Source organism: Butyrivibrio sp. FC2001 (genome assembly GCF_000424125.1).
GTDB lineage: Bacteria > Bacillota > Clostridia > Lachnospirales > Lachnospiraceae > Butyrivibrio.
In genome coordinates this window covers 41,638-65,048 of record NZ_KE384134.1, presented here as the reverse complement: position 1 = coordinate 65,048, position 23,411 = coordinate 41,638, and the positions used below count along the sequence as shown (strand labels likewise).

At 44.3% G+C, this 23,411-nt stretch carries 20 protein-coding genes; 19 read left to right on the top strand and 1 reads right to left on the bottom strand.

The features are described from left to right. Positions 1-169 precede the first annotated feature (169 nt). The 3 genes from G601_RS0119290 (at position 170) to G601_RS0119280 (ending at position 2,550) form a co-directional block, all read left to right on the top strand. Complete coding sequence (locus G601_RS0119290) at positions 170-949, top strand: CheR family methyltransferase (RefSeq protein WP_026492461.1); 780 nt, start codon at positions 170-172, stop codon at positions 947-949. 90 nt (positions 950-1,039) lie between these two features. After that, positions 1,040-2,020, top strand: a complete 981-nt coding sequence (locus tag G601_RS0119285) for a phage tail tip lysozyme (RefSeq protein WP_026492462.1) — start codon at positions 1,040-1,042, stop codon at positions 2,018-2,020. A 44-nt stretch (positions 2,021-2,064) separates the two neighbouring features. After that, positions 2,065-2,550, top strand: coding sequence for a hypothetical protein (locus G601_RS0119280; RefSeq protein WP_026666311.1), 486 nt, complete (start codon positions 2,065-2,067; stop codon positions 2,548-2,550). Positions 2,551-2,604: 54 nt separating this feature from the next. On the opposite strand, the gene G601_RS0119275 is transcribed toward G601_RS0119280, so the two are convergent. Then, positions 2,605-2,868 carry a hypothetical protein gene (locus G601_RS0119275; protein WP_026492464.1) on the bottom strand — a complete coding sequence of 88 codons (264 nt, stop codon included), beginning with the start codon at positions 2,866-2,868 and terminating at the stop codon, positions 2,605-2,607. A 204-nt stretch (positions 2,869-3,072) separates the two neighbouring features. Here G601_RS0119275 and G601_RS0119270 point away from each other — a divergent pair, with 204 nt between their 5' ends. The 16 genes from G601_RS0119270 to G601_RS26680 form a co-directional block, all read left to right on the top strand. Then, positions 3,073-4,395 carry a glycoside hydrolase family 27 protein gene (locus G601_RS0119270; protein ID WP_026666310.1) on the top strand — a complete coding sequence of 441 codons (1,323 nt, stop codon included), beginning with the start codon at positions 3,073-3,075 and terminating at the stop codon, positions 4,393-4,395. A 23-nt stretch (positions 4,396-4,418) separates the two neighbouring features. Beyond that, complete coding sequence (locus G601_RS0119265) at positions 4,419-6,101, top strand: extracellular solute-binding protein (RefSeq protein WP_026666309.1); 1,683 nt, start codon at positions 4,419-4,421, stop codon at positions 6,099-6,101. A 169-nt stretch (positions 6,102-6,270) separates the two neighbouring features. Next, complete coding sequence (locus tag G601_RS0119260; RefSeq protein ID WP_026492467.1) at positions 6,271-7,413, top strand: glucose-1-phosphate adenylyltransferase; 1,143 nt, start codon at positions 6,271-6,273, stop codon at positions 7,411-7,413. Between the two features lies 1 nt (position 7,414). Continuing rightward, the gene (glgD, locus tag G601_RS0119255) at positions 7,415-8,533 is read left to right on the top strand and encodes a glucose-1-phosphate adenylyltransferase subunit GlgD (protein WP_026666308.1); all 1,119 of its coding nucleotides are present in this window, start codon (positions 7,415-7,417) and stop codon (positions 8,531-8,533) included. A 121-nt stretch (positions 8,534-8,654) separates the two neighbouring features. After that, on the top strand, positions 8,655-10,076 hold the full coding sequence (locus tag G601_RS0119250) for an amidophosphoribosyltransferase (RefSeq protein WP_026666307.1): 1,422 nt from the start codon (positions 8,655-8,657) through the stop codon (positions 10,074-10,076). A 151-nt stretch (positions 10,077-10,227) separates the two neighbouring features. After that, the gene (locus G601_RS0119245; protein ID WP_026666306.1) at positions 10,228-12,279 is read left to right on the top strand and encodes a response regulator; all 2,052 of its coding nucleotides are present in this window, start codon (positions 10,228-10,230) and stop codon (positions 12,277-12,279) included. Further along, entirely contained in the window at positions 12,276-15,707 is a 3,432-nt protein-coding gene (locus G601_RS24250; protein WP_051206083.1) for a DegV family protein, read from the top strand. The genes G601_RS0119245 and G601_RS24250 overlap by 4 nt, the downstream gene beginning before the upstream one ends. Positions 15,708-15,742: 35 nt before the next feature. Further along, positions 15,743-17,266: an alanine/glycine:cation symporter family protein gene (locus tag G601_RS24245; protein ID WP_035791165.1), complete on the top strand. Its 1,524-nt coding sequence runs from the start codon at positions 15,743-15,745 to the stop codon at positions 17,264-17,266. A 27-nt stretch (positions 17,267-17,293) separates the two neighbouring features. Then, positions 17,294-18,052, top strand: coding sequence for a response regulator (locus G601_RS25475; RefSeq protein ID WP_051201002.1), 759 nt, complete (start codon positions 17,294-17,296; stop codon positions 18,050-18,052). Positions 18,053-18,167: 115 nt separating this feature from the next. Then, complete coding sequence (locus G601_RS0119225; protein ID WP_026666305.1) at positions 18,168-18,476, top strand: hypothetical protein; 309 nt, start codon at positions 18,168-18,170, stop codon at positions 18,474-18,476. 42 nt (positions 18,477-18,518) lie between these two features. Then, a complete protein-coding gene (locus G601_RS26685) occupies positions 18,519-18,656 on the top strand; it encodes a hypothetical protein (protein ID WP_207638071.1) in 138 nt (45 codons plus the stop codon). Then, the gene (locus G601_RS24235) at positions 18,653-20,341 is read left to right on the top strand and encodes an ABC transporter substrate-binding protein (RefSeq protein ID WP_051206078.1); all 1,689 of its coding nucleotides are present in this window, start codon (positions 18,653-18,655) and stop codon (positions 20,339-20,341) included. Before G601_RS26685 ends, G601_RS24235 begins: the two co-directional genes overlap by 4 nt. Then, positions 20,342-21,256: an ABC transporter permease gene (locus G601_RS0119215; RefSeq protein WP_026666304.1), complete on the top strand. Its 915-nt coding sequence runs from the start codon at positions 20,342-20,344 to the stop codon at positions 21,254-21,256. 2 nt (positions 21,257-21,258) lie between these two features. Then, positions 21,259-22,080, top strand: a complete 822-nt coding sequence (locus tag G601_RS0119210) for an ABC transporter permease (RefSeq protein ID WP_242834458.1) — start codon at positions 21,259-21,261, stop codon at positions 22,078-22,080. A 4-nt stretch (positions 22,081-22,084) separates the two neighbouring features. After that, positions 22,085-23,071, top strand: coding sequence for an ABC transporter ATP-binding protein (locus G601_RS0119205; protein WP_026666302.1), 987 nt, complete (start codon positions 22,085-22,087; stop codon positions 23,069-23,071). Positions 23,072-23,082: 11 nt separating this feature from the next. Continuing rightward, the coding region (locus tag G601_RS26680) for a hypothetical protein (RefSeq protein ID WP_035791163.1) at positions 23,083-23,411 on the top strand (329 nt) is incomplete at its 3' end.

Sequence of the window (23,411 nt, the reverse complement as noted above, 5' to 3'; positions counted from 1 at the left end):
GTCCTTTTTCTTTACGAAATAACGTTTTGATATATAAACTTAATATTGTTTATGTTTATTTTATTTTACATAAATATAGCGCTTGGTTATACTTAAACCATAAGTAACTATGCAATTCTATAAGGAATGCATTTCTGATTAAGTGATCAATTCACGAGGGGGTCTGGAAATGGCAGTTGATTATGAGTGGTTTAAGGGCGAAGTTTATAAGCTGACTAAGATTGATCTTAATGCGTATAAAGAGAAACAGATGAAGCGCAGGATCGATACGCTTATTGGTAAGACAGAGTGTAAGGGATACGATCAGTATATGGATCTTATCAAAAAAGATCAGACTGCTCGTGAGACCTTTATTACGTATCTTACAATTAACGTATCAGAGTTCTTCAGAAATATCGACCAGTGGAATCTTATGGATAAGAACATGGTTCCCGAGCTTATCAAGAAGTTCGGTAAGAACCTGAAGATCTGGAGCGCTGCATGTTCTACAGGAGATGAGCCGTATACCATAGTTATGCTGCTGTCTAACCATATTCCGCTGAATCAGATCAATATCACAGCGTGGGACATTGATACAGTTGCCCTTGCAAAAGCAAGAGCAGGTGTCTATGATGCCAAGGAAGTATCAGCGGTTCCGGCAGAGCTTAAGAAGAAATTCCTCACACAGGAAGGCGACAAGTGGCGTGTTTGCGATGACGTTAAAAAGCGTGTAAACTTTAAGCAGGCAGACCTTTTAAGAGAACCTTATCCGAAGGACTATCATCTTATCGTATGCCGTAACGTGCTTATATATTTCACTGAGGAAGCAAAGGATGAGATTTTCAGAAAGTATTACGATTCTCTTGCTCCCGGTGGTGTGCTCTTTATTGGTAGCACAGAGCAGATTATAAATTATAAGGAAATAGGATTTATAAGAAAGAGCTCTTTCTACTACGAAAAGCCGATGTAAAAGTGAGATAGGAAATCTTCGATTTCCGTTATCGAACTTTGCTCTGGCGAACGAAGTGAGAGCAGAGCTTCATTAAAAAGGAGAACTGGTATGAAAAAAGGGGTTAAATTTGGGGCAAAGGTATTATTAGGTATAGCGTTTATTATAGGATGCAGTCTGGTTACACCGCGGTGCAGTGTTAAGGCTGCATCTTTAAATGGAAAAAACAATGAGGAAAAGATATTCTATTTCCTCAGGCAGGAGATGGGCTTCAACAATGCTGCGGGCTCAGGAGTCCTGGCTAACATCGAGAAGGAATCCTCCTTCAGGACAGAGGCTACAAGTGATGGCGGAACAAGCTACGGAATCTGTCAGTGGCATGCAGAGAGAATGTCCAGAATGAGAGCATGGTGTGATGACCATGGCTATGACTGGTCAGACTTAGAGGGTCAGCTCAACTATCTGCAGTATGAGCTTAATACCTACTATCCCAATACACTTTCCATGGTTAAGGGTGTGAAGAATTCCGCAAACGGTGCCTATAATGCCGGACATGACTGGTGCTATTATTTCGAGGTTCCTTCAGACAGAGACTACAGGGCTAAGGAAAGAGGCGACCTTGCAAAGAACAAGTACTGGCCTAAGTACAAGAACGTAAAGGCTAAGCTTAAAAAGGGAAAGGTCTATGTGACAGAGCTCGGAACCTTCAAGGCTACAGGCGATTTTGAGGTGGCATTTAAGGGAATGGCTAATCCGGACGCTATAAGCCTTGATATACCCAACAGAGTTAAGATTGGCAATATAAATGCCAAGGTTACTTCCATAGCTGTAAGAGCCTGCAAGGGCAACGAGAAGCTTGAAGAGGTGACAATCGGTGCCAACGTAACCAAGATTGGTAAAAGCGCTTTTTATGGCTGCAGCAACTTAAATGATATAACAATCAAATCCAAAAAGGTTAAGACCTTCTCCAAGGGCTGCTTTAAGAATATCGGCGAGGGTGCAACCTTCTATGTGAAGGGCGGTGTAAAGAAGGACTACGCAAAGAAGCTTAAGAAGGTAGCACCTGAGGATATAAGTGTTAAAAAGGAATGATACCTTTGGTATTGATAAGTTTTGTTTTATGAGGCGGGGCTTATATGGGACATAACAAGATTTATTTGATCTATTCACTTGCGATATTTCTTGTAGGAATGGGCTTTTTCATAGTGGGAGAGTTTAACAGGCCGCCGAAGCCTGAACTCAAGGATCCCAGCCTGATAGGTCATGAGGACGAGGAAGAGGGCGATGGTGATGGCACCGAGCCGGGTGTTGCTGAGATATCCGGTGAGGATATCCAGATGCCCGTTCCCGAGCCTGAAGAGCCGTCGATTGAGAACATTGCCTTTGAAAATGAAACCGGTGGAACTGAGGAAGAACAGGAGAATTCCGAGGAGACCTCCGAAGAGGAGGAAGAGGAGCCTGAGCCTCCGATCTACGACGGACACGAAGAGGAAAGAATAGAACTGATAAAAGAGAATTACGTCCTTCAGGAGGCTTACGACAGTGCCCGCACCACCACCTTTATAGGCTTTGCATTCTGGGCTATGGCAATAGTCTGTGCAATCCTGTACTTTAGATCTTAAGAATGAAAAATGCCCGGTTGTAGAATTTACTACAATCGGGCTCTTTTAATTCTGTTAAGAAGTAAGACTGGGCTTCCAGGTGATCTCGTAGATGCTCTCCATGATCTTGCGGAGTTCTTCCTTCATGGACTGGCAGGCGCTGTTCTCGTCTGTGAAACTCATGAGTCCTATCTTTTCCTTGTGCTCAAAGAAATATACTTCCCAGACTCCCTTGTGCTCGGTGAGGCATATTCTGCCATCACGATGTTTACCGATTTTGTAGAGCTTGGATGGTACCAGATGCTCTTTGAAAAAATGCTTTAATTCCTTTGCTGTCATACCTGCCTCCAATTGCTAAAAATATGCAAGTGATATAAATAACCCTCACATGTAGTTTCAAAAACTACATACAGAATAGCACAATTTTTTTCCAATTTCAAGAAAAGACTTGATACAGTTTTTTAATGAAAATATAATAACCATTATCGTGATTATGTGACATAATTAAACTATATATGACATACAACGGGGAGAGGAAAAGGTATGAATAAGAATGATTTTGCACGACGTGCTCCAATGGGGTGGAATAGCTATGACTACTACGACACTAAGGTAACAGAGGCCGAGATCAAGGCCAACACAGACTTCATGGCAAACTATCTTAAGGAGTTTGGATATGAATACATAGTTGTTGATATTGAGTGGTATTCAAATGATGCCGGAAGCAGAAGACAGGACTATCAGTACATTCCCTTTGGGGATGATGAGATGGATGAATTCGGAAGGCTTTTGCCCTCACCTAACAGATTTCCTTCATCTGCGGACGGAAGCGGCTTTAAGAAGCTGGCAGAATACGTTCACTCCAAGGGCCTGAAATTCGGTATCCATATCATGAGAGGAATACCGAGACAGGCAGCACATAACAGATGTAAGATCCACGGAAGTGAGTACACAGCTGATATAGCAGCAGATGCATGGTCAATCTGCGGCTGGAACCCTGATATGTACGGCGTTAGAAATAACGAGGCAGGACAGGCATACTACGATGATCTCATTCAAATGTATGCAGACTGGGGCGTTGATTTTATCAAGTGCGATGATATCTGCGACAGCTTCCTCTATCCTGATGGAGGCCGCATCAGATTCAGCGGCTATGAAGAAACAAAGATGATTCACAGAGCAATTGAGAAGACCGGAAGAAGCATCGTTCTTTCACTTTCACCGGGACCTGCTCACGTGGACAGAGCATTTTTCTATGAGGAAAATGCCAATATGTGGCGTATTACCGATGACTTCTGGGATGACTGGAGACTCTTAAAGGAGATGTTCTACAGATGCGAATCCTGGAACAAGAGAACATCAAGGGGCAACTACCCTGACTGTGACATGCTTCCCATCGGATGGCTTGGCTACGGCTTTGGCAATGAGAGAAGATCCAACTTTAACGGTGATGAGCTCCGCACAATGATGAGTCTCTGGTGCATGTTCGGTTCACCCCTCATGATAGGCGGTGAGCTCACCAAGATGACAGCTGAGGATCTGCAGTACCTCATCAACAAGGATCTTTTAAAGCTCATGGACGGCCGTCATTACGGTGAACAGGTACTCAGAACAGATGACGAAGCAATCTGGAAAAACTGCGACGAGAGTAAGACAGAATGTTATATCGCTCTTTTCAATACCAGTGATGAGGAGAGAGAGATCAGCGCAGATTTAGAGGATATATCCGAGACAGAGATACTTGATAAATCCACCAGCGTTACTGACGTATGGAATGGAAATACCTCGGATTTCTCATTTGAGGATTGCAGGACACTTAAATCAACAATAACTCCACACGGAGTTAAGGTTTATAGAATTGGCTGACGATTAGCGCTAGAGGTGTGCCTATGAAAAAGAGGGTACTGGCAACTTTATTATGCTTCATAATGATTGTGGGCGGAGCAGGCTGCAAAAAGTCTGCGCCTGAAGACACTGCCCATAATACAAATGATGGCGGCTTTGTGGCTTCGGAGGATATTCTTTATTCCTCTGAAAACATTATTTCTCAGGGAAATGAGGAAGGGGCCGGCTTTGATACCTCCGGCATAGACACATCTGAGCACGTAGTCATAAATTACCTTACGATTGGTGATGAGCCTACAGGAAAAGCATCTGAGAGGCTCAGGGAGACAATCGCCGAATTAAATGAAATCCTTGGCGATGAATTAAACGCAGAGCTCAGTATTAAATTTGTAGGCTGGGATAATTACCTGGAAAAATACAATAAAGAGATAGGACTTATGGACGGCAGCGTTGATCTTATAGGCGCTTCCACGGACTGGCTTGACGGCTGGGCAAATGTGAAAAAAGGAGTTTTTCTTCCGCTGTCAGATGTGATACTAAGAACCTATGCTCCCAAGACCTACGAATCCGTTTCACCGGAGCACTGGGAAATGTGCAAATATAATGACCAGATATACTTTATGCCAGAGGATAACTACACCCAGTGGACCAATCATGGCTTTATCTACCGCATGGATTTTGCTAAGGAAGCGGGACTGAAAAAGGGCGTAAAGAGCTGGGATGACATGACAACGTACTTTGAGTATGTAAAGAAAAATCATCCCGAGCTGAACTGTCCCTGGGATGCGAATTCCACCATGTATAACAATATGGCGGAAGGATGGATAACCTCCCATTCCGAGTTTGTGCCTATAGACAGCCTTGGCAATGAGAAGCTCTGGGGAGGCACCAGAGAAGATCCTTACACGATTTATGTTCCTGCAATGGACGATACGGATATACTGGTTGCGTATGCCGAGCTTATGAAAAAATGGGATAGGATGGGAGTTTGGACCTCCCACGTCATGGATGAGCCTAAAAGTGATAACAGGCTTGAGTACAGGAGAGGACTTGTTGCGGCAGAACAGCATCACACCCAAACCTTCGTAAATCTCTGCTCTAAAAATGAAGAGAACGTGTTATATAAAGATAACCCAAATGCGGAGTCCGGCTTCTTCTACTTTGGAGAGGAGAATGACAACCTTGTTTCCGGAACAATAACCCACGGTGCCATGGCCATCTCTGCAGCGTCAGAGAATCCTGAGAGAGCCCTTATGGTTTATGATATGCTTCGTAACAATGAAACCTGCTACAGGCTTATCTGCTATGGAATAGAGGGCATATCCTACATCATAAACGAAGAGGGCTTAAGAGCAAAACCGGAGGGATACGACCCTGAAAGTGATAACATCTATGATATAACCGATTTCTGGTGGGGCAGAAATGACAATCTTGAGATCCGTGATGCCGACACCAACTGGGATGTAGTAGACGAATTATACACAGCTTATGACAAGAAAAAATATGACTATCCCTACGGACAGTTTGTTCCTGATGAGACAGAGATAGAGGCCAAAATAGAGAAGTGCAACAAAATCTATGAGACCTATATGAAGCAGATATCCTTTGGCAAATACAACGGCACGGCAGAGAGCATCGTTGAAGAGATGCAAAAGGAGCTGGCTCTTGAAGGAATTGATGACGTGACAGCCGCTCTTCAGGAGCAGATCGACACACTGTACAGATGACAATTTTTGCAGCGAAACCTCCCCTTTCATTTTATGAGATGGGGAGGTTATTTTATTAAAAAAATATAACCTCTATTTTATCTGAAATCCCCTAATTTTTATTGAAATTATTGTGCACACCGCTTAAAATTATTGTATCTACAATTATGAAAAAAGAGGGGGGTTTGATATGGCTCAAACTAACATGCTTGCTATGATACTTGCCGGTGGAAGAGGAAGCCGTCTTCACGAGCTTACCAACAAAGTCGCTAAGCCGGCTGTTGCCTTCGGTGGAAAATACCGTATCATAGATTTTCCGCTTAGTAACTGTGCTAACAGTGGTATAGATATTGTCGGAGTACTTACACAGTATGAGTCAGTCCTTCTGAACAGCTATGTGGCTGCAGGCGGACGCTGGGGCCTTGATACCAAGGACAGCGGTGTATTCGTTCTGACACCCAGAGAAAAAGCTGATTCAGGCTTTGACGTTTATCGCGGAACGGCTGATGCCATTTCTCAGAACATCGATTTTATCGATGCCTACGATCCGGAGTATTTACTTGTTCTTTCCGGAGATCACATTTACAAAATGAATTATGATAAGATGCTCAGATTCCACAAGGAGCATAATGCAGACGCAACTATTGCCGTTATAGGCGTTCCCATGAAGGAAGCAAGCCGTTTCGGTATTATGAATACTGCAAATGACGGACGTATTGTGGAGTTCGAGGAAAAGCCCCCGAAGCCGAAGAGCAACCTTGCATCCATGGGTATTTATATATTCAACTGGAAGACCATGCGCAAGATGCTTATCGAGGATATGAAGAATCCGGATTCAAGCCATGATTTCGGTAAGGACTTCATCCCTGTAATGCTCGACGAAGGCAAGGCTCTCTATGCCTATGAATTCAAGGGCTACTGGAAGGATGTGGGAACAATCGATTCTCTCTGGGAGGCCAATATGGACCTTCTGGACAGCGAGAACGAGCTTAACCTTGCTGATACATCCTGGAAGATCTATACAGAGGATACAGGTATGACACCTGCGTACATCGCAGAGAGTGCCAAGATCGACAGAGCATACATCAACCAGGGCTCTGCCATCGGCGGTGAGGTTAAGAACTCAGTTATCTTCTCGGGAGTTAAGATTGGCCCCGGAGCTAAGGTTACAGATTCCGTGCTTATGCCGGGAGCAGTTGTCCTTGAGGGCGCTACAGTCACAAGATGCCTCGTAGCTGACCATGTCCGTATAGGCAGAAATGTAACTGTTGGAAACAAGAAGAGTGAAGAAATCCTCCTTGTTGCAAAAAGTATAAAGGGGGAGGATAAGTGATATGGCAAGCAGAGCATTTGGCGTGATAAATTCCGCTTCTAATTTTATTCGAGTTGAGGGACTTCACGATTACAGACCTATCGGAGCATTTTCATTCCTTGGAAGATTCCGTGTTATCGATTTTCCTATTTCGAACATGAGTAACAGCGGCTTCGAGAGAATCCAGGTATGCCTTAACTCAAGACCACGTTCCATTGTAGAGCATATCGGATCCGGTCGCCATTACAACATCAACTCCAAGCGCGGAGCTATTCAGATGTTCTTCACACAGAACAACGGTGCAAGCTCCATTTATAATACTGATATCAACGCTTATCTTGAAAATATTGAGCAGATTGAGCGTATGCCCCAGGAGTACGTTGTCATAGCACCCAGCTACATGATCTATAAACAGGATTATGAGGCACTTCTGGATGCGCATATTGAATCCGGAACAGATATTACACTGCTTTACCATAAAGTAGATCAGGCTAAGGAATATTACAGAGGCTGCAATATAGTAACTCTGAATAAGCAGAAGGGTGTAGAGTCACTTGAGCGCAACATGGGTACCGCCAAGGAGAGAAATATCAGCATGGACACCTATGTTATGAGCAAGGAGATTTTCATAGACCTCATCAAGAAGTCAAGAAAGGAATCCTCAGCATATTCACTTGCTGATATGATAGCTCTTTCCTGCAAAGAGCTTGATGTAAGAGGCTTCCAGCACAAGGGCTTCTTTGCTGCAATAACAAGCCTTGATGACTACTACAGAGCAAATATGGAACTCCTTGATTACAGTACTTCAATGGAGTTCTTCAGACCTGAGTGGCCTATCTACACCAGAACCACAGATGCGTGCCCTACACAGTACGTACATGGCGCCAAGGTTGTTAACTCACTTGTATGTAACGCAGGTCTCATTGAGGGAACAGTTGAGAATTCCATCATTGGACGTAATGTTCACATTGGTAAAAATACAGTTGTCAGGAATTCGATTATTCTTGCCTACAACGATATCGCTGATGGCGTTTATATCGAGAATGCCGTAATCGATAAGTGGGCACAGATAAGACATGTGAAAAAGGTGGTATCCGGATCTGTAACACCTGCTTACGTAAAGAGAAACGATAGACTCTAATCACCAAGCGTTAACAGAACTACATAAAATATTCAAAAATTAAAACCACACATGGAACCTTCTTTGTGTTATCATGTAGAGCGTATAGTTCAAATGATAATCATTATTCAGGGAGGTTTCCATGGGTGGTTTTTTTGGAGTAGCATCGCGTGAAGACGCAGTTTTTGATCTGTTTTACGGAACAGATTATCATTCACATCTCGGCACTCGCCGTGCAGGTCTTGCTGTATATGACAGGAAAAAAGGCTTCGACCGTTCCATTCACAATATAGAGAGATCATATTTCAGACCTAAATTCGAAGAGGATATGCTTAGAATGGAAGGTCATCTTGGTATCGGCTGTATTTCAGATTTCGAGCCGCAGCCCCTTATCGTACGCTCACATCATGGCACATACGCCATTACAACAGTGGGTAAGATCAACAACCTTGAGGAGATAACCAATAAGCTTTTTGCGGACAACAGATCCCACTTTCTCGAGATGAGTGGTGGAGATATCAACCCCACAGAGCTGGTAGCTTCCATCATCAACCAGAAGGTTACAATAGTTGAAGGAATACGTTATGCCCAGGAGATCATAAAGGGCTCAATGACAATGCTCATCATGACTACCGAGGGTATATATGCCGCCCGCGACAGATACGGAAGGACTCCCGTTCAGATAGGCCATAAGGAAGAGGGCTACTGCGTATGCTTTGAGAGCTTTTCCTACTTAAACCTCGGCTATGATCCCTACAGGGAGCTTGGCCCCGGAGAGATAGCATATATCACTCCTGAGAGTGTGGAGATCGTGGCACCTGCCTTTGACGAGATGCGCATCTGTACATTCCTCTGGATTTACTACGGATTCCCGGCATCCTGCTATGAAGGACTTAACGTCGAGAATATGAGATACGGCTGTGGTAAGAAGCTTGCCCAGCGTGATATGCAAAGAGGACTGCACCCCGATATCGTTGCAGGCGTTCCGGATTCCGGTGTGGCTCACGCTATCGGTTATTCCAACGCATCAGGAATTCCTTATTCCAGACCCTTTGTAAAATACACACCCACATGGCCGAGATCCTTTATGCCTACAGTTCAGTCAAGACGTGATCTCATCGCCAAGATGAAGCTTATTCCCGTTAATCAGCTCATAAATAACAAGAGTCTTCTTCTTATCGACGACTCTATCGTGCGCGGTACACAGCTTCGTGAGACCACAGAATTCCTGTATAAGAGCGGTGCTAAGGAGGTTCACATCAGACCTGCATGTCCTCCGCTTATATATGGATGTAAATACCTCAACTTCTCACGTTCCAACTCAGAGATGGAGCTTATCACCAGACGAGTTATCGAGAAGCTTGAAGGCTATCCGAAGCCGGGCGAGGAGACAGTAAGAAAGTATACTGATCCCGACTCACCCCAGTACGAGGCTATGCTTGAGGAGATAAGAAAAGAGCTCAATTTCACATCACTTCATTATCACAGACTTGATGATATGGTTGAGGCTATTCCCATGGAGCCCTGCAAGCTTTGCACATACTGCTGGAGCGGCAAAGAATAATATACGAATCTACGCACCACACCCTGAAAAATGGGTGTGGTTTTTTTATAAATTCTTTAGCAAATGTTTCGATTTGCAACTATAAAAAAGTTATCACCTCACGTTAGAATAAATGTATACGGGATAGTGTTTTCTTATGAGAGGGATAAATATGGACCAGGCGAAAAATGAGAGATTTATTATTCTCCTTATTTCCGTTGCTTGCGTAGGCCTTGCGATAGAGACTACCCTGGCCGGCTGGGAATTTTGGGTTCCGCCGATCATTATTATTGGTACTCTGGGTCTGTGGCTCATGCATATTTCCGGGAATCCTGAATACAAGGTGCGCAAGGTTGCAGGTCTTGCCTTTGCGATGCTGGCGATCTTTTTCCATGGCGTCCACGAGAGCAGCTTTTTTGATGTTGCTCTGGTGGTTGGTATTTCCATGGTCGCTTTTTCCTTCTACGATGATATATATATGATGAACCTGCTGCTGGCTGAATACATCCTGATCATGGGAATGCAGCTTGTCATGGCCATCGGTAATCTGAACTTCACATTTGATTCCATGACAATATCGAGAATCGTTCTCCATGTAGCCATCGTTACCATGTTCTATTATTGCTGCACCAAAGCCATTGATAACAGACAGGAGATGATGCAGTCTGACTCGGAAAAGGAGCGGCGTATCGAATCTGTTGATATGGACATGGAGGACTTTCTTTCCAATATTTCCCATGAGCTCAGAACCCCTGTAAATGTAGTAAACGGCATGTCAGAGATGCTGATTAAAAAGAATGTGGGCAACGAGGCATACTCCATTAAAAATGCCGGAATCCGCCTTGCCTACCAGATCGAGGATATTCAGGATTACACGGAATGTAAGAGAGAGAAGGTAATTCTTGAAGAGGATGAATACATGAGCACATCACTTCTAAATGACGTTGTGGTGGGCTTCCGTTTTCTGAACAATGAAAAAAATCTTGAGATGATCGTGGATATGGATCCGAAGGTCCCTTCAAAGATGCTGGGAGACGTTAAGAAGATCCATAAGATATTCAGGCACCTCTTAGAAAACGCTATAAAATTTACCAGAAAAGGCGGAATCTATGTAAAGGCCTTTACGGAGAACACAGACTACGGTGTAAACCTCTGTATAGAGATGACTGATACAGGTATCGGTATGGACAGATGGTCGATAGCATCTGTCTCCAAGGGCATGTATCAGGTCAATAAGAAAAGAAATCGCAGCTCAGGCGGAATCGGTCTTGGGTTATTTATCGTGTATGGCTATGCCCACAAGATGGGAGGCTTTGTAAAAATCGACAGTGAGAAGCACGTAGGAACCACTGTCCGTGTGACAATCCCTCAGAAGGTTGTGGACAAGAATCCATGTCTTAAGCTGTCAAATGATTTCAGCGGAGACATCATTTTCCATGTCCGCTCGGATAAGTACAAGGTTCCTATAGTCCGCGATTTCTATCGCTCTATGGCGACTAATCTTGCAGCAGGAATCCGAGTTCCGCTATATCCCGCAGAGACAGTAGGTGAGATAGAAAAGCTAAAGGAAAAGCTTGATATTTCAGTTATTTTCATGGGGCAGGAGGAATACGAGGAAAATCCCGAATACTTCGATGAGATGAGTAAGGGAGATGTCGTGGTGGCAGTATCTGCATCACCTGGCTTTAAGCCAAATACAGGTAGTGCTGTTCTTGTAATGCCTAAGCCTCTCTATGCATATCCTGTAATCAAGGTACTCAACGAAGGCCGCGAAGCAGGTGATCTTACAGATATAGGACAGAATCCAAGACCGTCATTTAAGAATGTCAGAGCCCTTGTTGTTGATGATGAACCCATGAACCTTGTGGTTGCAACAGAGCTTTTCAAGGACTATGAAATCATTACGGATACAGCAGGAAGCGGAAAGGAAGCTATAAGCAAGTTCCGCAATAATGACTATGACGTGGTATTCATGGACCACATGATGCCCGGTATGGACGGCGTTGAAGCCATGAAGCAGATTAAATCCGTGGCAGCAGATATGCATAAGAGCATCGTGGTAATAGCACTTACTGCCAATGCGGTTTCCGGTGCGAGAGAGATGTTCATACAGGAGGGCTTTGACGGCTTCATTGCAAAGCCCATAAATATCGCTGACTTTGAACGCGTTTTGACAAGGGAACTTCCCAAATCAGTTGAAGATAAGGGAGGTCAGTCATTATGAAGAAAAACGGGCTTATAAGAAACATCATGGATGCCATAAGAGATCCTGAGAGAGATATCAAGGAGAGAATATATATAGCCCTTTCCTGCATTTCTGAGGTGACAGTACTGATCGCACTTATCGGCGATATTATTGAGCAGGAAAACCCTCATGAGATCGCCGTCATTGCAGGAACGCTGATATTTGTTCCGGTCATAATGATAATCTCTCTTAAGCATAATAAGGTTTATGTGGCTACGAAAATTACAGTCCTTGGCCTGGTATTTATCATCCTTCCTTCGCTGTTTGTCTTTGGAGGCGGTGTAGAAGGCGGAGGCGTTCTGTGGATCATCTTCATATTTACTTATGCAGGTCTTGTCCTCACAGGTATGTGGAGAAGAGTGATATTTGTACTCATTGTAAGCATGTCCCTTGGCTGCTACATGCTTGAATACTATCACCCTGAGCTGGTTTATGAGCATTCAAAAAGTGTATTCCTGTTTGATTCGTACATGTCCATTGTACTTGTAGGTATCATCTGCTTTGCCATGACCTGGCTTCAGAATATGTTTTTCAAGGATGAAAATTCCCGTGCCAGAAAGTCTGCGGAAATGGCTGAGGAACTTACAAAATCCCAGAACAGATTCTTTTCCAGCATGAGCCATGAAATCCGCACGCCCATCAATTCCATATTGGGATTAAATGAGCTGATACTTCGTGACCCTGATGCGACAGATGAGATAGTGCGTGATGCCAATGGAATCCAGGGCTCAGGCAAAATGCTCCTGTCCCTTATAAACGACATTCTGGACTTCTCCAAGATGGAAGCCGGAAATATGAGCATCGTTCCTGTGGACTACAAAATAGGTGACATGCTCTCTGAGATAGTTAATATGGTCTGGCTGAAAGCCCATGAAAAGGGCATCAAGCTGGGCGTCAGCGTTGATCCTTCAGTACCTACGGTTCTCTATGGTGATGAGATACGCATCAGGCAGATAATCATCAATATTCTTAACAATGCGGTTAAATACACAGGTGCCGGTAGTGTCGACCTTCGCATTGAGAGTGAGCAGAAGAATGAAAAAACAGTGGCCCTTACCATTTCAGTTTCAGATACAGGTATGGGTATAAAGAAGGAAGTTATTCCCTATCTTTTCGATGCCTTTAAGAGAGTGGATGAAGAGAAGAACCGCTACATTGAAGGAACGGGACTTGGACTTTCCATAGTAAAGCAGCTTGTTGACCTTATGGGCGGAACCATCACCGTAAACAGTGTATACGGAGAGGGCTCAACCTTCACTGTTGTGTTAAACCAGGGCATTTCCGACGCCACACATATCGGCGAGCTCAATATTCACAATCAGAGTGCTGTAACCAGGACAATTTATACCAGCAGCTTCAGCGCACCTGAAGCAAGAATCCTCATCGTTGATGATAATGTTATGAATCTCGAGGTAGAGGCCAAGCTTCTTGCAGATACCGATATGACGATCGATAAGGCTGTGAGCGGTAAGGAAGCCCTTGAGCTTGACTTAAAGCACAAATACGATGTCATACTGATGGATCATCTGATGCCTGAGATGGATGGTATACAGTGCCTTGAGAAGATAAGAAACCATGCAGGAGGACTTAATCTTGCAACACCTGTGGTGGTTCTTACTGCCAACGCAGGAAGCGATAATAAGGAGCTGTATAACCGTGCAGGCTTCGATGGTTACCTGGTAAAGCCGGTATCCGGTGAGGCTCTTGAAAAGCTGCTTATCAAGTTCATTCCGATAGAGAAGCTTGTTGTGGGCAGAAGCAAGGTTATGAACCTGAGAGAGGACATAAATACCGCTACAGGCTATTCAGGAAAAGCTCCCGTAATAATCACATCTACAAGTATGTGTGACCTTCCGGGATCACTTCTTAAAAAATTGCACATTCCTATTTTGCCCTTCCAGATCAGGACAGAAGAGGGAGTATTTAAGGACGGCATTCAGATGGGAGCAGATGAGCTTATGCGCTACATAAGAAGCGGCAGAAATGCTACGTCAACACCACCTGATGAAGCGGCGTACACAGATTTCTTTGCAGCAGGATTAAAGAAGGCTCATCATCTTATCCACATATCACTTACTACCAGTATGAGTGATGAGTACAAGATAGCTTCGGAGGCCGCGAAGTCCTTTGATAACGTTACAGTAATCAATTCAGAGTGTCTCTCCTCAGCTACAGGCTTACTTGTTCTCATAGCCTGCAAGCTGATGCAGATGAAGGATAATGTAGAAGAGATAGTAGAAGAGCTTGAGCAGGTAAAAACCCGCTTAAAGTGCAGCTTCATCATGGATACTACTGAGTTCATGGCAAGAAAAGGTCTTGTGAGCTCCGGAATCGACAAGCTGGCAAGAAGTCTTAATTTACATCCGAGCGTTGTCATAAAGGGCAATAAGTATCGCGTGGGAAGCATCTGGATGGGCAACAGCAGGAAGGCCTATAAGGGATATATTGCAAGCGCATTTCCTGTTGATGTGATTCCTGATCCCGAGGTGTGTTTCATAACCTATGTGGATATACCCATGGACATTCTTATGTGGGTTAAGGAAGAGATAAGTAAATATGCTTACTTCGAAAATGTAGTGTTTAAGCAGGCATCAGCCGCTATTTCCTCAAACTGTGGTCCCGGATCCTTAGGAATTATCTACTTTGTAAAGACCAACAAGTCCTACAATCTCTCAAGCTTCTTTGAGAAGGAAAAGATTATCGAGGACGAAGAAGAGGAAGAGCTTCTTTTGGAAGAGGAGCAGGATACAGAAGAAGCTGATGAGGAAGAAAGCTCTGAGGAAGTAGCTGTAGAAGCAGTAGCAGCGGGGGCCCCTGGGCCCAAATGGTACGACGAAATAGAAGGAATTGAGGGCAATGCTGCAATTAAGAACAGCGGCTCAGAGGATGCCTTTAAATCAGTTCTTAAGATATTCTATGAGTCCATCGAGGATTATTCCAAGGAGCTGGAGGGCTATTTTGAAAACAGTGACTGGCCTTCCTACACCATTAAGATTCATGCCCTTAAGAGCTCCTGTAAGCTCATAGGCGCACTTAAGACCTCCAAGAAGGCTGAGAATCTTGAGATGGCAGGAAAAGCTGATGACATAGAATTTATCAAGGAACACCATGATGAATTCATGGAGGAGTACAAGGCCTATAAGGAAAAGCTCAGTAAGGTATTTGAGGAACCCAGGGATGAAACGGCCAAAAAGCGTAGTAAACCTGTAGCGGATGCGTTCCTTCTGGGTATCGTCTACGACGGACTTAAGGAAGCAGCTGAAGCCATGGATTACAGCGCAGTTGAAGACATCATGAACGACATTAAGCGCTATGAAATTCCTGACGATGAAAAGGAAAAATTTGAAGCTCTGTCAGCCAGGGCGTCGCAGCTTGATTATGACGGAATCCTGGAGATATTAAAGTGATGATGGTGTAATATGTATTAGAAGGGAAATTCTGCATGGAAACAGTAATCCGGATAAATGATGCGGTGAATAACTTTGCATGGGGAACCTTCGGCCTTTTCCTGCTTTTGGGAACAGGTCTTATCTGCACGGTCATTACGGGCTTTTTCCAGATCACACACGTTGTACACTGGGTGAAGAACACCTTCGGGATAATGAACGGAAAGGGCCGCATCATAAATGATGCAGGAGCCTTATCCCAGCGAAGGGCCTTCTGGACATCGTTATGCGCTACCATAGGTACCGGCAATATTGCGGGCGTTGCCACAGCTATATGCATGGGCGGCCCGGGAGCTGTATTCTGGATGTGGGTTGCGGCCTTTTTCGGAATGATGGTCAAGTACTCAGAGAACCTTCTTGGAATGTACTACAGGCGAAGAAACATAGAGGGTGCCTGGTCGGGCGGACCTATGTATTACCTTCAGGATGGCCTTGGCTCCATGAAGCATTGCAAAAGGCTAGGAAAAATTCTTGGAATTTTGTTCTGCGTTTTTACAGCGCTGGCGTCCTTTGGAATAGGTAATATGGCGCAGATAAATAAGATAACTTTAAATGTTGAGGCCGCCTTCCTGGCGGGGAAGGATACCGGAGAGTATATAGGAATTCCCAATGCTGAATGGGCAATAGGACTGGTTTTACTTGCTGCCACGGCTGTCATTATTCTTGGTGGCTATAGAAGAATGACAGCGGTTTCAGAGCTATTAGTGCCGTATATGTCCTTCTTTTATGCGGTGGGCTGCATCATAGTTATCCTGATGAATATCAGAGGAATACCTGCTGTATTTGCAGCTATTTTCCGATTTGCACTTGGCCCTTCTGCAATAAAAGGAGGGGCAGCAGGATCAGCTGTGGCGCTGGCCTTAAACACTATTAAAAATGGCTGTAAGCGAGGCGTATTTTCAAACGAAGCAGGACTTGGCTCCTCAGTTATGGTTCACAGCACCAGCTGCGTAAGAGAGCCGGTTCATCAGGGACTCTGGGGCATAGCAGAGGTGTTCCTTGATACGATGGTTATATGCACGATCACGGCTGTTGTAATCCTTAATTCGGGATTCATAGACTTAGAGACAGGACTAGCAAAGGAAGGCGTAAATGATGCCACACTGGTGACACAGGCCTTTGGAGCACACTTTGGAAAACCGGGAGAGTGGTTTGTGGTTCTGGCGATTACCCTGTTTGCATTTACAACGGTGCTTGGCTGGTCTTACTATGGCGCGAAGGTTACGGAGTACCTGTTCGGGGTTACGATGGGTAAGCTATACAGATTTCTTTTTGTAGGACTTATACTTTTTGGTGCGGTTATGGAGTCCAATCTGGCATGGGATATTTCAGATACCTTCAACGGTCTTATGATGATTCCAAATCTCATTGGACTTGTAGCTCAAATACCCCTTATAATAAGATTAACAAAGAATTATACTGATAGAAAAATCAAAGGTAAAAATGTAGACGCTATTCTGTCCTATGACGCAGATATTCAGAAGGAAGCCCTAAGAGCTGTCCTTAAGGGTGCAGATTAACTCGTGGTGATGGAGGAAGGTGCATAAATGGAAAAGATAACAGCTATGCTTATCAGTGATAAGGAAAGTATAATTGTTCGAAGCATTGAGATGAAGCTGACTGAGATGAAATTCCATTCAGTTATCACAAAGGCTAAGATCGAACGAATAGAAGCGCACAGGAATGATGCGGATCTTTTCATTATCTATCTGCCTGATGAGATATCCGATGACCTTATGAAGTCATTGGTTTATCTTGCTGATTATTCACTGGATAGCGGTAAACCAATCGTTCTCATCGGTGAAGTTGAGATGAAGGGAATACTGGTTTCAAGACTTAAAAAGCTGGGTGAGTATCTCATCTGGTTTGACAGACCGCTGGACATCGAGGATTTCGGATTCATGGTCAAAAGGGCTATGGAGAAGAACAAGAAGCAGGCCGTCATGAAGCGAATCCTGATAGTGGATGACGATCCCAATTATGCCAAGATGGTAGCAGAGTGGCTTAAGGACTCATATAGAGTAGATATCGTGGCATCAGGTGCACAGAGCCTTACCTTCCTTACCAAAAACAAGGTTGACCTTATTCTCCTTGACTACGAGATGCCGATAGTTGACGGCCCCCAGGTGTTGCAGATGCTAAGAGAGGATCAGACAACAGCCTCAATCCCCGTAATCTTCCTTACGGGAGTTGATAAGAAGGAGAGCGTAGCTAAGGTTATAAAGCTTAAACCCCAGGGGTACGTTCTGAAGTCAGCGACTAAGTCAGACCTTCTTGTTACCATAAGAGAATTTTTCAATAAGTAAAAAATGTTTTGTTTTAAAACATCATATTGATATAAAAGCATTAAAATTGGTATAATAAGTACAAGATATTGCATTTTGATTATCTATTTGTGATTGAAAAGGTTTGGAGTAGTATATGAAAACTGTAACGATAGATTTCACTAACAATGTACTTAAGATTATGGCCAAGAAATATGCGGATACACGTGAGTTTGAGGGATTAAGGAAGGAAAATCTGGCATCGTTTTTCCCGGAAAAGAAGTTCATGGAAGACTACAATTCATACACCTGGGATTTTGACGCTGACATTTTCATAGTCAATCAGGACAAGCGCAAGGTAATCTCAGAGACAGGTGATATCAGGTATTTCCCGGAGCTGATTATTCCGATGCCGAATCTATCAAGAAAATACAAAGACTTCATGAATATAGTGATGACAGTTTAAACGACTGTCATCATTTTTTTATGTGAAAAATTCAGACTTTATATGAACATTATATTGTTATTAAAAACTTTAGAATATGTTACTGTTTGTGATATTGTTCTCACCCATATTTACCCTATAATTTTAAGTGGAGGAGTTTATTTACCGGAAAGATTAATTATGAGGAGGACACCAAATTGAGAAGAATTAGCAAAGCATTGGCCCTGGGCCTCACTACTTCAATGATCTTTATGTGTGCTGCCTGTGGTTCGTCTAAGACCACAAACGAGTCCGCATCTGAACCTGCAACCGGGGAAACTGAAAATTCCGCTACGGCTACGGAAGCGGGTCAGTATACTGCGGATACGGAAGCAGGGTTACTTCGTATTGCGGTGAACGCTGATATAGTCACTATGGATGTTCACAAGACCACTAACGATTACCTTGTGCCCATGAATGTATTTGATACACTTTTCATGGTTGTAAAAGGCAGTGATGGTTCATCCAGTATTGAGAAAAATCTTGTGGAGGATTATAGCGTCTCCGAGGATGGACTGGTCTATAACTTTACACTCCGCGACGGAGTGGTTTTCTCTGATGGAACTCCTCTTACTGCAGAAGATGTAAAGTTTACCTTTGAGCGAATGCTTACACTTCCTGACAGCGAGCAGACCGACTATGGAATCTCTATCGAAGGTGCTGATGCCCTTATGGAAGGAAAAGCTACTGAGCTGAGTGGTATCAAGGTGGATGATGATACTCATTTTTCCATTACCCTTAAGGAGCCTTTTTCAGGATTCCTGGCACAGCTTGCAACACCTCCAACAATAATAATGTCCAAATCACTTGTGACAAGTGCCGGCGATGACTTCGGCGTTGTACCTGAGAAAACCATCGGTTCAGGCCCTTATATCGTAACAGAGTGGGAGCGCGGCGCAGGACTGACCTTCGAATATAATCCGCGCTACTGGGGAAAAGAGCCTTCTGTTAAAAAGGTTATCCTGAGAGTTATGGATGCTTCTTCCATGGATATGGCTTTCCAGAAGGGTGACATCGATATTTTAGACTGTCAGCTTATTGATTCTGCAGTTGTTGATTCAACCTATAAGACACAGTATAAGGACAGCATTGTATCTGTGGACCGCCTGGGTGTTAATTTTCTGATACTAAATGAAAAGATTGAGCCCTTGAATGATCTCAAAGTAAGAAAGGCAATCCAGCTGGCTATTGATCGCGAATCTATTTTGCAGTCAATCTTTAACGGAGACGGAAAACTGGAAGATGGGGTATACCCTTCAGGATGCCTTGGTTACAGTGAGGCTAATCAGGGATGGTTAAAACATGACCCTGACGGAGCTAAAAAGCTTCTGGAAGAAGCGGGTTATGCTAATGGCTTTGATCTGGAAATAGCACTTAAATCTTCAGAAAATGAGTCGAACAAGAATGTTATTCAGATAATAGCTCAGAACCTGCAGGATGTAGGTATTAATGCGACTATAAAAAATTATGATCAGGCCAGTTATCTGGAGCTTAGAAACAGCGGTGATATGCCTGCATACCTTGCGATGTGGACACTGGATTATAACGATCCCGATAATGTTATCTATACATTCTTTGGCTCAAAGGATAATACGGTTCTCAGATCCAATAACTATACTGATACTGATGTGATTAATCGAATAGCTGCTGCAAGAGGCATTGTTGATCAGGATGAGAGAATGGCTGAATATGCGGCTCTTGAGAAGAAGGTGGTTCAGGATGATGCCGCATGGGTTCCTATGTTCTCACTAAAGCATATGTATGTTATCAGTGACAGAGTTTCATCATTTACACCTCACTGGGCAGGTTGGAATGACATTTATTTCACGGGAGTTACACTAAAGTAAATGGGTGGATTTATCAGACGATGCGTCGGGGTTGTTCTGGTTTTCCTTGGTGTTATAGCCTTGATCTTCATTGTGCTTTGGATTATTCCGGGCAATCCCGCGGCAGTTCTTCTTAATGATCATGTTAATAAAGAGACCATTGAGCGGCTGACAGCAACAATGGGACTGGACAGACCTCTGCATGAGCAGTTCTTTGGCTACCTTGCAGGGGTGCTCCGCGGCGACCTGGGGCAGAGCTATTACATGAAAAAGTCCGTGTCGTCTCTGGTTCTTACGGCTTTTCCCTATACCTTGAAATTGACGGTTCTTGCGGCCTTCTTTGCATGGCTTTTAGGAATCAGCATCGGCGTGATTTCTGCAATACATCATGACAGACTTCCTGATTATCTCTTCAGGGGAGTCTCACTTTTGGGAGTATCCCTCCCTGTATTTATGGTGGCATTGTTTTTACAGTATCTGTTTTATTTCAAATTTTCACTTTTACCACTAATGTATGACGGCAGTATCGCTTCAATGATACTGCCCGCCATCGCTCTTGGATGGAATAGCGCGGGTAGCGTCGCAAGACTTACCCGCTCCAATCTGATGGAGCAGTTTGACCAGCCATATCTTGATACGGCAAGAGCCAAGGGACTCACCTCAAGACAGGCTGTATTACGACATGGACTTAAAAATGCCATGCTTCCCATTATTACCATGATGGCTCTGCAGTTATCGGGCATGCTCTCAGGAGCAGTCATAACCGAGAGCGTATTTGGAATAGCGGGGCTTGGTAAGCTTGCCCTGACAGCGGTGCAGACAAGGGATATGCCGCTTCTTCAGGGCACTGTTCTGTTTTCTGCGCTTGTGATTTCACTTGGTAACATTATTGCTGATCTGATCAATGTATGCCTGGATCCGAGGATGAGAGTGTAGATATGATGAAGACGTTTTTTAAAAACAAAGCAGCGGTCATATCGGCGGCGATCATTATCTGTATTGCGATTCTGGCAGTCCTTGCGCCGGTTGTGTCTCCTTATGATGTTACGAGACAGGATCTGGCAGTAAGACTTGTAAAACCCGGAGCTGGGCATCTGTTTGGAACAGATGAGCTGGGCAGGGATGTTTTTACCAGAATGCTCTATGGCACCAGAGTGTCACTTATGATTGCTGTTTTACCAACAGCCATGGCCGTTCTTGTCGGAACAATTCTTGGCATCATAGGAGCGTATCATGGAAAAGCGGCTGATATGATCATCATGTGGATCGCAGATGTGACCCTGGCATTTCCGGGAATGCTGCTTGCCATGGTTATTATGTACACCTTTGGAGGCACCTTTGTTTCAGTGGTGCTGTCCATTGTGATAATGGAGTGTGGAAGCATCGTGAGAATAGTCCGGTCTGTCACATTATCCATTTTGGAAAATGAATATATCCAGGCGGCGAGGTCTATGGGAGTGAAGTGGTTTGCCATAATCGTAAAGCATATAATTCCAAATCTCATGCCTACGATGATCGTCCTTTTTACTCTGAATATTCCATCCTCAATCCTGTCTGAAAGCGCTCTTAGCTTCCTGGGGATAGGTATTCAGCCCCCTGATGTTTCACTTGGACTTATGGTTAATCAGTCCAAGACACTTTTATTTAATATGCCCTGGCTGGCACTTGTTCCTTCTGTAACGATAATGATTCTGGTAATGGCGTTTAATTATCTGGGTGATGCGCTTCGGGATATTCTTGATCCGAAGACGAAGTATTAAAGCTATGAACGAAGACATACTTCTCGAACTGAAAGATGTCACTGTATCCGTAAAGAAAAAGAAGGATACGGTACCGCTTGTAAAGCACATAAACCTTACGATTCCAAAGAGAGGAATAGTAGGGTTAGTTGGCGAGTCCGGATCCGGGAAAAGTCTCACCGCAAAGTCCATAAACCATATCCTTCCTCCCTTTGTCAGCGTGACAGACGGGCAGATCCTCTGGCATGAGGAATCAGGGGATGTGTGCGACCTTGTGCCCTTATCTGAGAAGGACATAAGGAAGCGCTGCGGTACAGACGTTGCGATGATATTCCAGGAGCCCATGACTTCACTAAATCCCATGATGTGCATCGGCGATCAGATTAAAGAAGTTTTGATGATACACAAGCTTGAAAAGGATCAGGCAAGGGCAAAGGCGAGAGTAATAGAGATGCTCGATGCAGTTGGTATCAAGGAGCCTGAAAGAAGGTACAAATCCTGGCCTCATGAGCTCTCAGGCGGTCAGCGCCAGAGAGTAATGATAGCCATGGCAATGATAGGTTCACCAAGGCTACTAATTGCAGATGAACCCACTACCGCTCTGGACGTAACTATTGAAGCACAGATTCTTAAGCTTATCCGCAAGATGAGCGAAGACTATTCCATGAGCACCCTGGTCATAACCCACAACCTGGGCGTGGTATCAACTATCTGCGACTACGTATATGTCATGTATCTTGGCTCAATAATGGAGCAGGCTCCTGTGCAGGAGCTCTTCAGAAATCCTGTGCACCCTTACACCAAGGGACTTTTGTCATCAATCCCAAGGGTAGGCGATAACCCTGAATTTCTGGAGACCATCCCTGGGAATATACCTATTGCTGCAAGGAATCTTAAGGGCTGCGAGTTTTGCCTTCGCTGCTCCGATGATATAAAGAAATGCTTTTTTGAAAAGGCAGAGATGAAAAAGGTAGGGGAAGATCACTATGTCCGCTGCCATTCAATAGGTTAAGAGGATATAGGATGAGAAGGCCGGACGCCACCCTTGACAGCACCAAAAATAACTGCTGGATAGTGGTCACCGACGGCGAGGAACTCAAGAACAATCAGATTTTCTCCGTCGCTCGCGGCAGTGTAGCAGTTATTTTTTGCGCTCTCAAGGGCAAGCCGCTTACGCGGTGGCTGGGGGAATACCTCTGGCTCAGAATCTTAGAACAATCAGGGGGCGTTGAGTCAGTGGGGACGGATTGGCGCATGTTGGTTGACTTGCGGGAGTGGCCTTCTGGGGGCGTTACGTCTATCCGCGAACAAGTTAGTGTATTGGTTGACCTGCGGGAGTGGCCTTTCGGGGG

Excerpts from the sequence above, each read along its gene's own strand:
- G601_RS0119260 (WP_026492467.1), top strand. The coding sequence starts at position 6,271 with ATGGCTCAAACTAACATGCTTGCTATGATACTTGCCGGTGGAAGAGGA.
- G601_RS0119280 (WP_026666311.1), top strand. The coding sequence starts at position 2,065 with ATGGGACATAACAAGATTTATTTGATCTATTCACTTGCGATATTTCTT.
- G601_RS0119250 (WP_026666307.1), top strand. The coding sequence starts at position 8,655 with ATGGGTGGTTTTTTTGGAGTAGCATCGCGTGAAGACGCAGTTTTTGAT.
- G601_RS0119245 (WP_026666306.1), top strand. The coding sequence starts at position 10,228 with ATGGACCAGGCGAAAAATGAGAGATTTATTATTCTCCTTATTTCCGTT.
- G601_RS0119265 (WP_026666309.1), top strand. The coding sequence starts at position 4,419 with ATGAAAAAGAGGGTACTGGCAACTTTATTATGCTTCATAATGATTGTG.
- G601_RS0119275 (WP_026492464.1), bottom strand. The coding sequence starts at position 2,868 with ATGACAGCAAAGGAATTAAAGCATTTTTTCAAAGAGCATCTGGTACCA.
- G601_RS0119215 (WP_026666304.1), top strand. The coding sequence starts at position 20,342 with ATGGGTGGATTTATCAGACGATGCGTCGGGGTTGTTCTGGTTTTCCTT.
- G601_RS0119270 (WP_026666310.1), top strand. The coding sequence starts at position 3,073 with ATGAATAAGAATGATTTTGCACGACGTGCTCCAATGGGGTGGAATAGC.
- G601_RS24250 (WP_051206083.1), top strand. The coding sequence starts at position 12,276 with ATGAAGAAAAACGGGCTTATAAGAAACATCATGGATGCCATAAGAGAT.
- G601_RS0119205 (WP_026666302.1), top strand. The coding sequence starts at position 22,085 with ATGAACGAAGACATACTTCTCGAACTGAAAGATGTCACTGTATCCGTA.
- G601_RS25475 (WP_051201002.1), top strand. The coding sequence starts at position 17,294 with ATGGAAAAGATAACAGCTATGCTTATCAGTGATAAGGAAAGTATAATT.
- G601_RS0119210 (WP_242834458.1), top strand. The coding sequence starts at position 21,259 with ATGATGAAGACGTTTTTTAAAAACAAAGCAGCGGTCATATCGGCGGCG.
- glgD (WP_026666308.1), top strand. The coding sequence starts at position 7,415 with ATGGCAAGCAGAGCATTTGGCGTGATAAATTCCGCTTCTAATTTTATT.
- G601_RS26685 (WP_207638071.1), top strand. The coding sequence starts at position 18,519 with ATGAACATTATATTGTTATTAAAAACTTTAGAATATGTTACTGTTTGT.
- G601_RS0119225 (WP_026666305.1), top strand. The coding sequence starts at position 18,168 with ATGAAAACTGTAACGATAGATTTCACTAACAATGTACTTAAGATTATG.
- G601_RS0119290 (WP_026492461.1), top strand. The coding sequence starts at position 170 with ATGGCAGTTGATTATGAGTGGTTTAAGGGCGAAGTTTATAAGCTGACT.
- G601_RS0119285 (WP_026492462.1), top strand. The coding sequence starts at position 1,040 with ATGAAAAAAGGGGTTAAATTTGGGGCAAAGGTATTATTAGGTATAGCG.
- G601_RS24245 (WP_035791165.1), top strand. The coding sequence starts at position 15,743 with ATGGAAACAGTAATCCGGATAAATGATGCGGTGAATAACTTTGCATGG.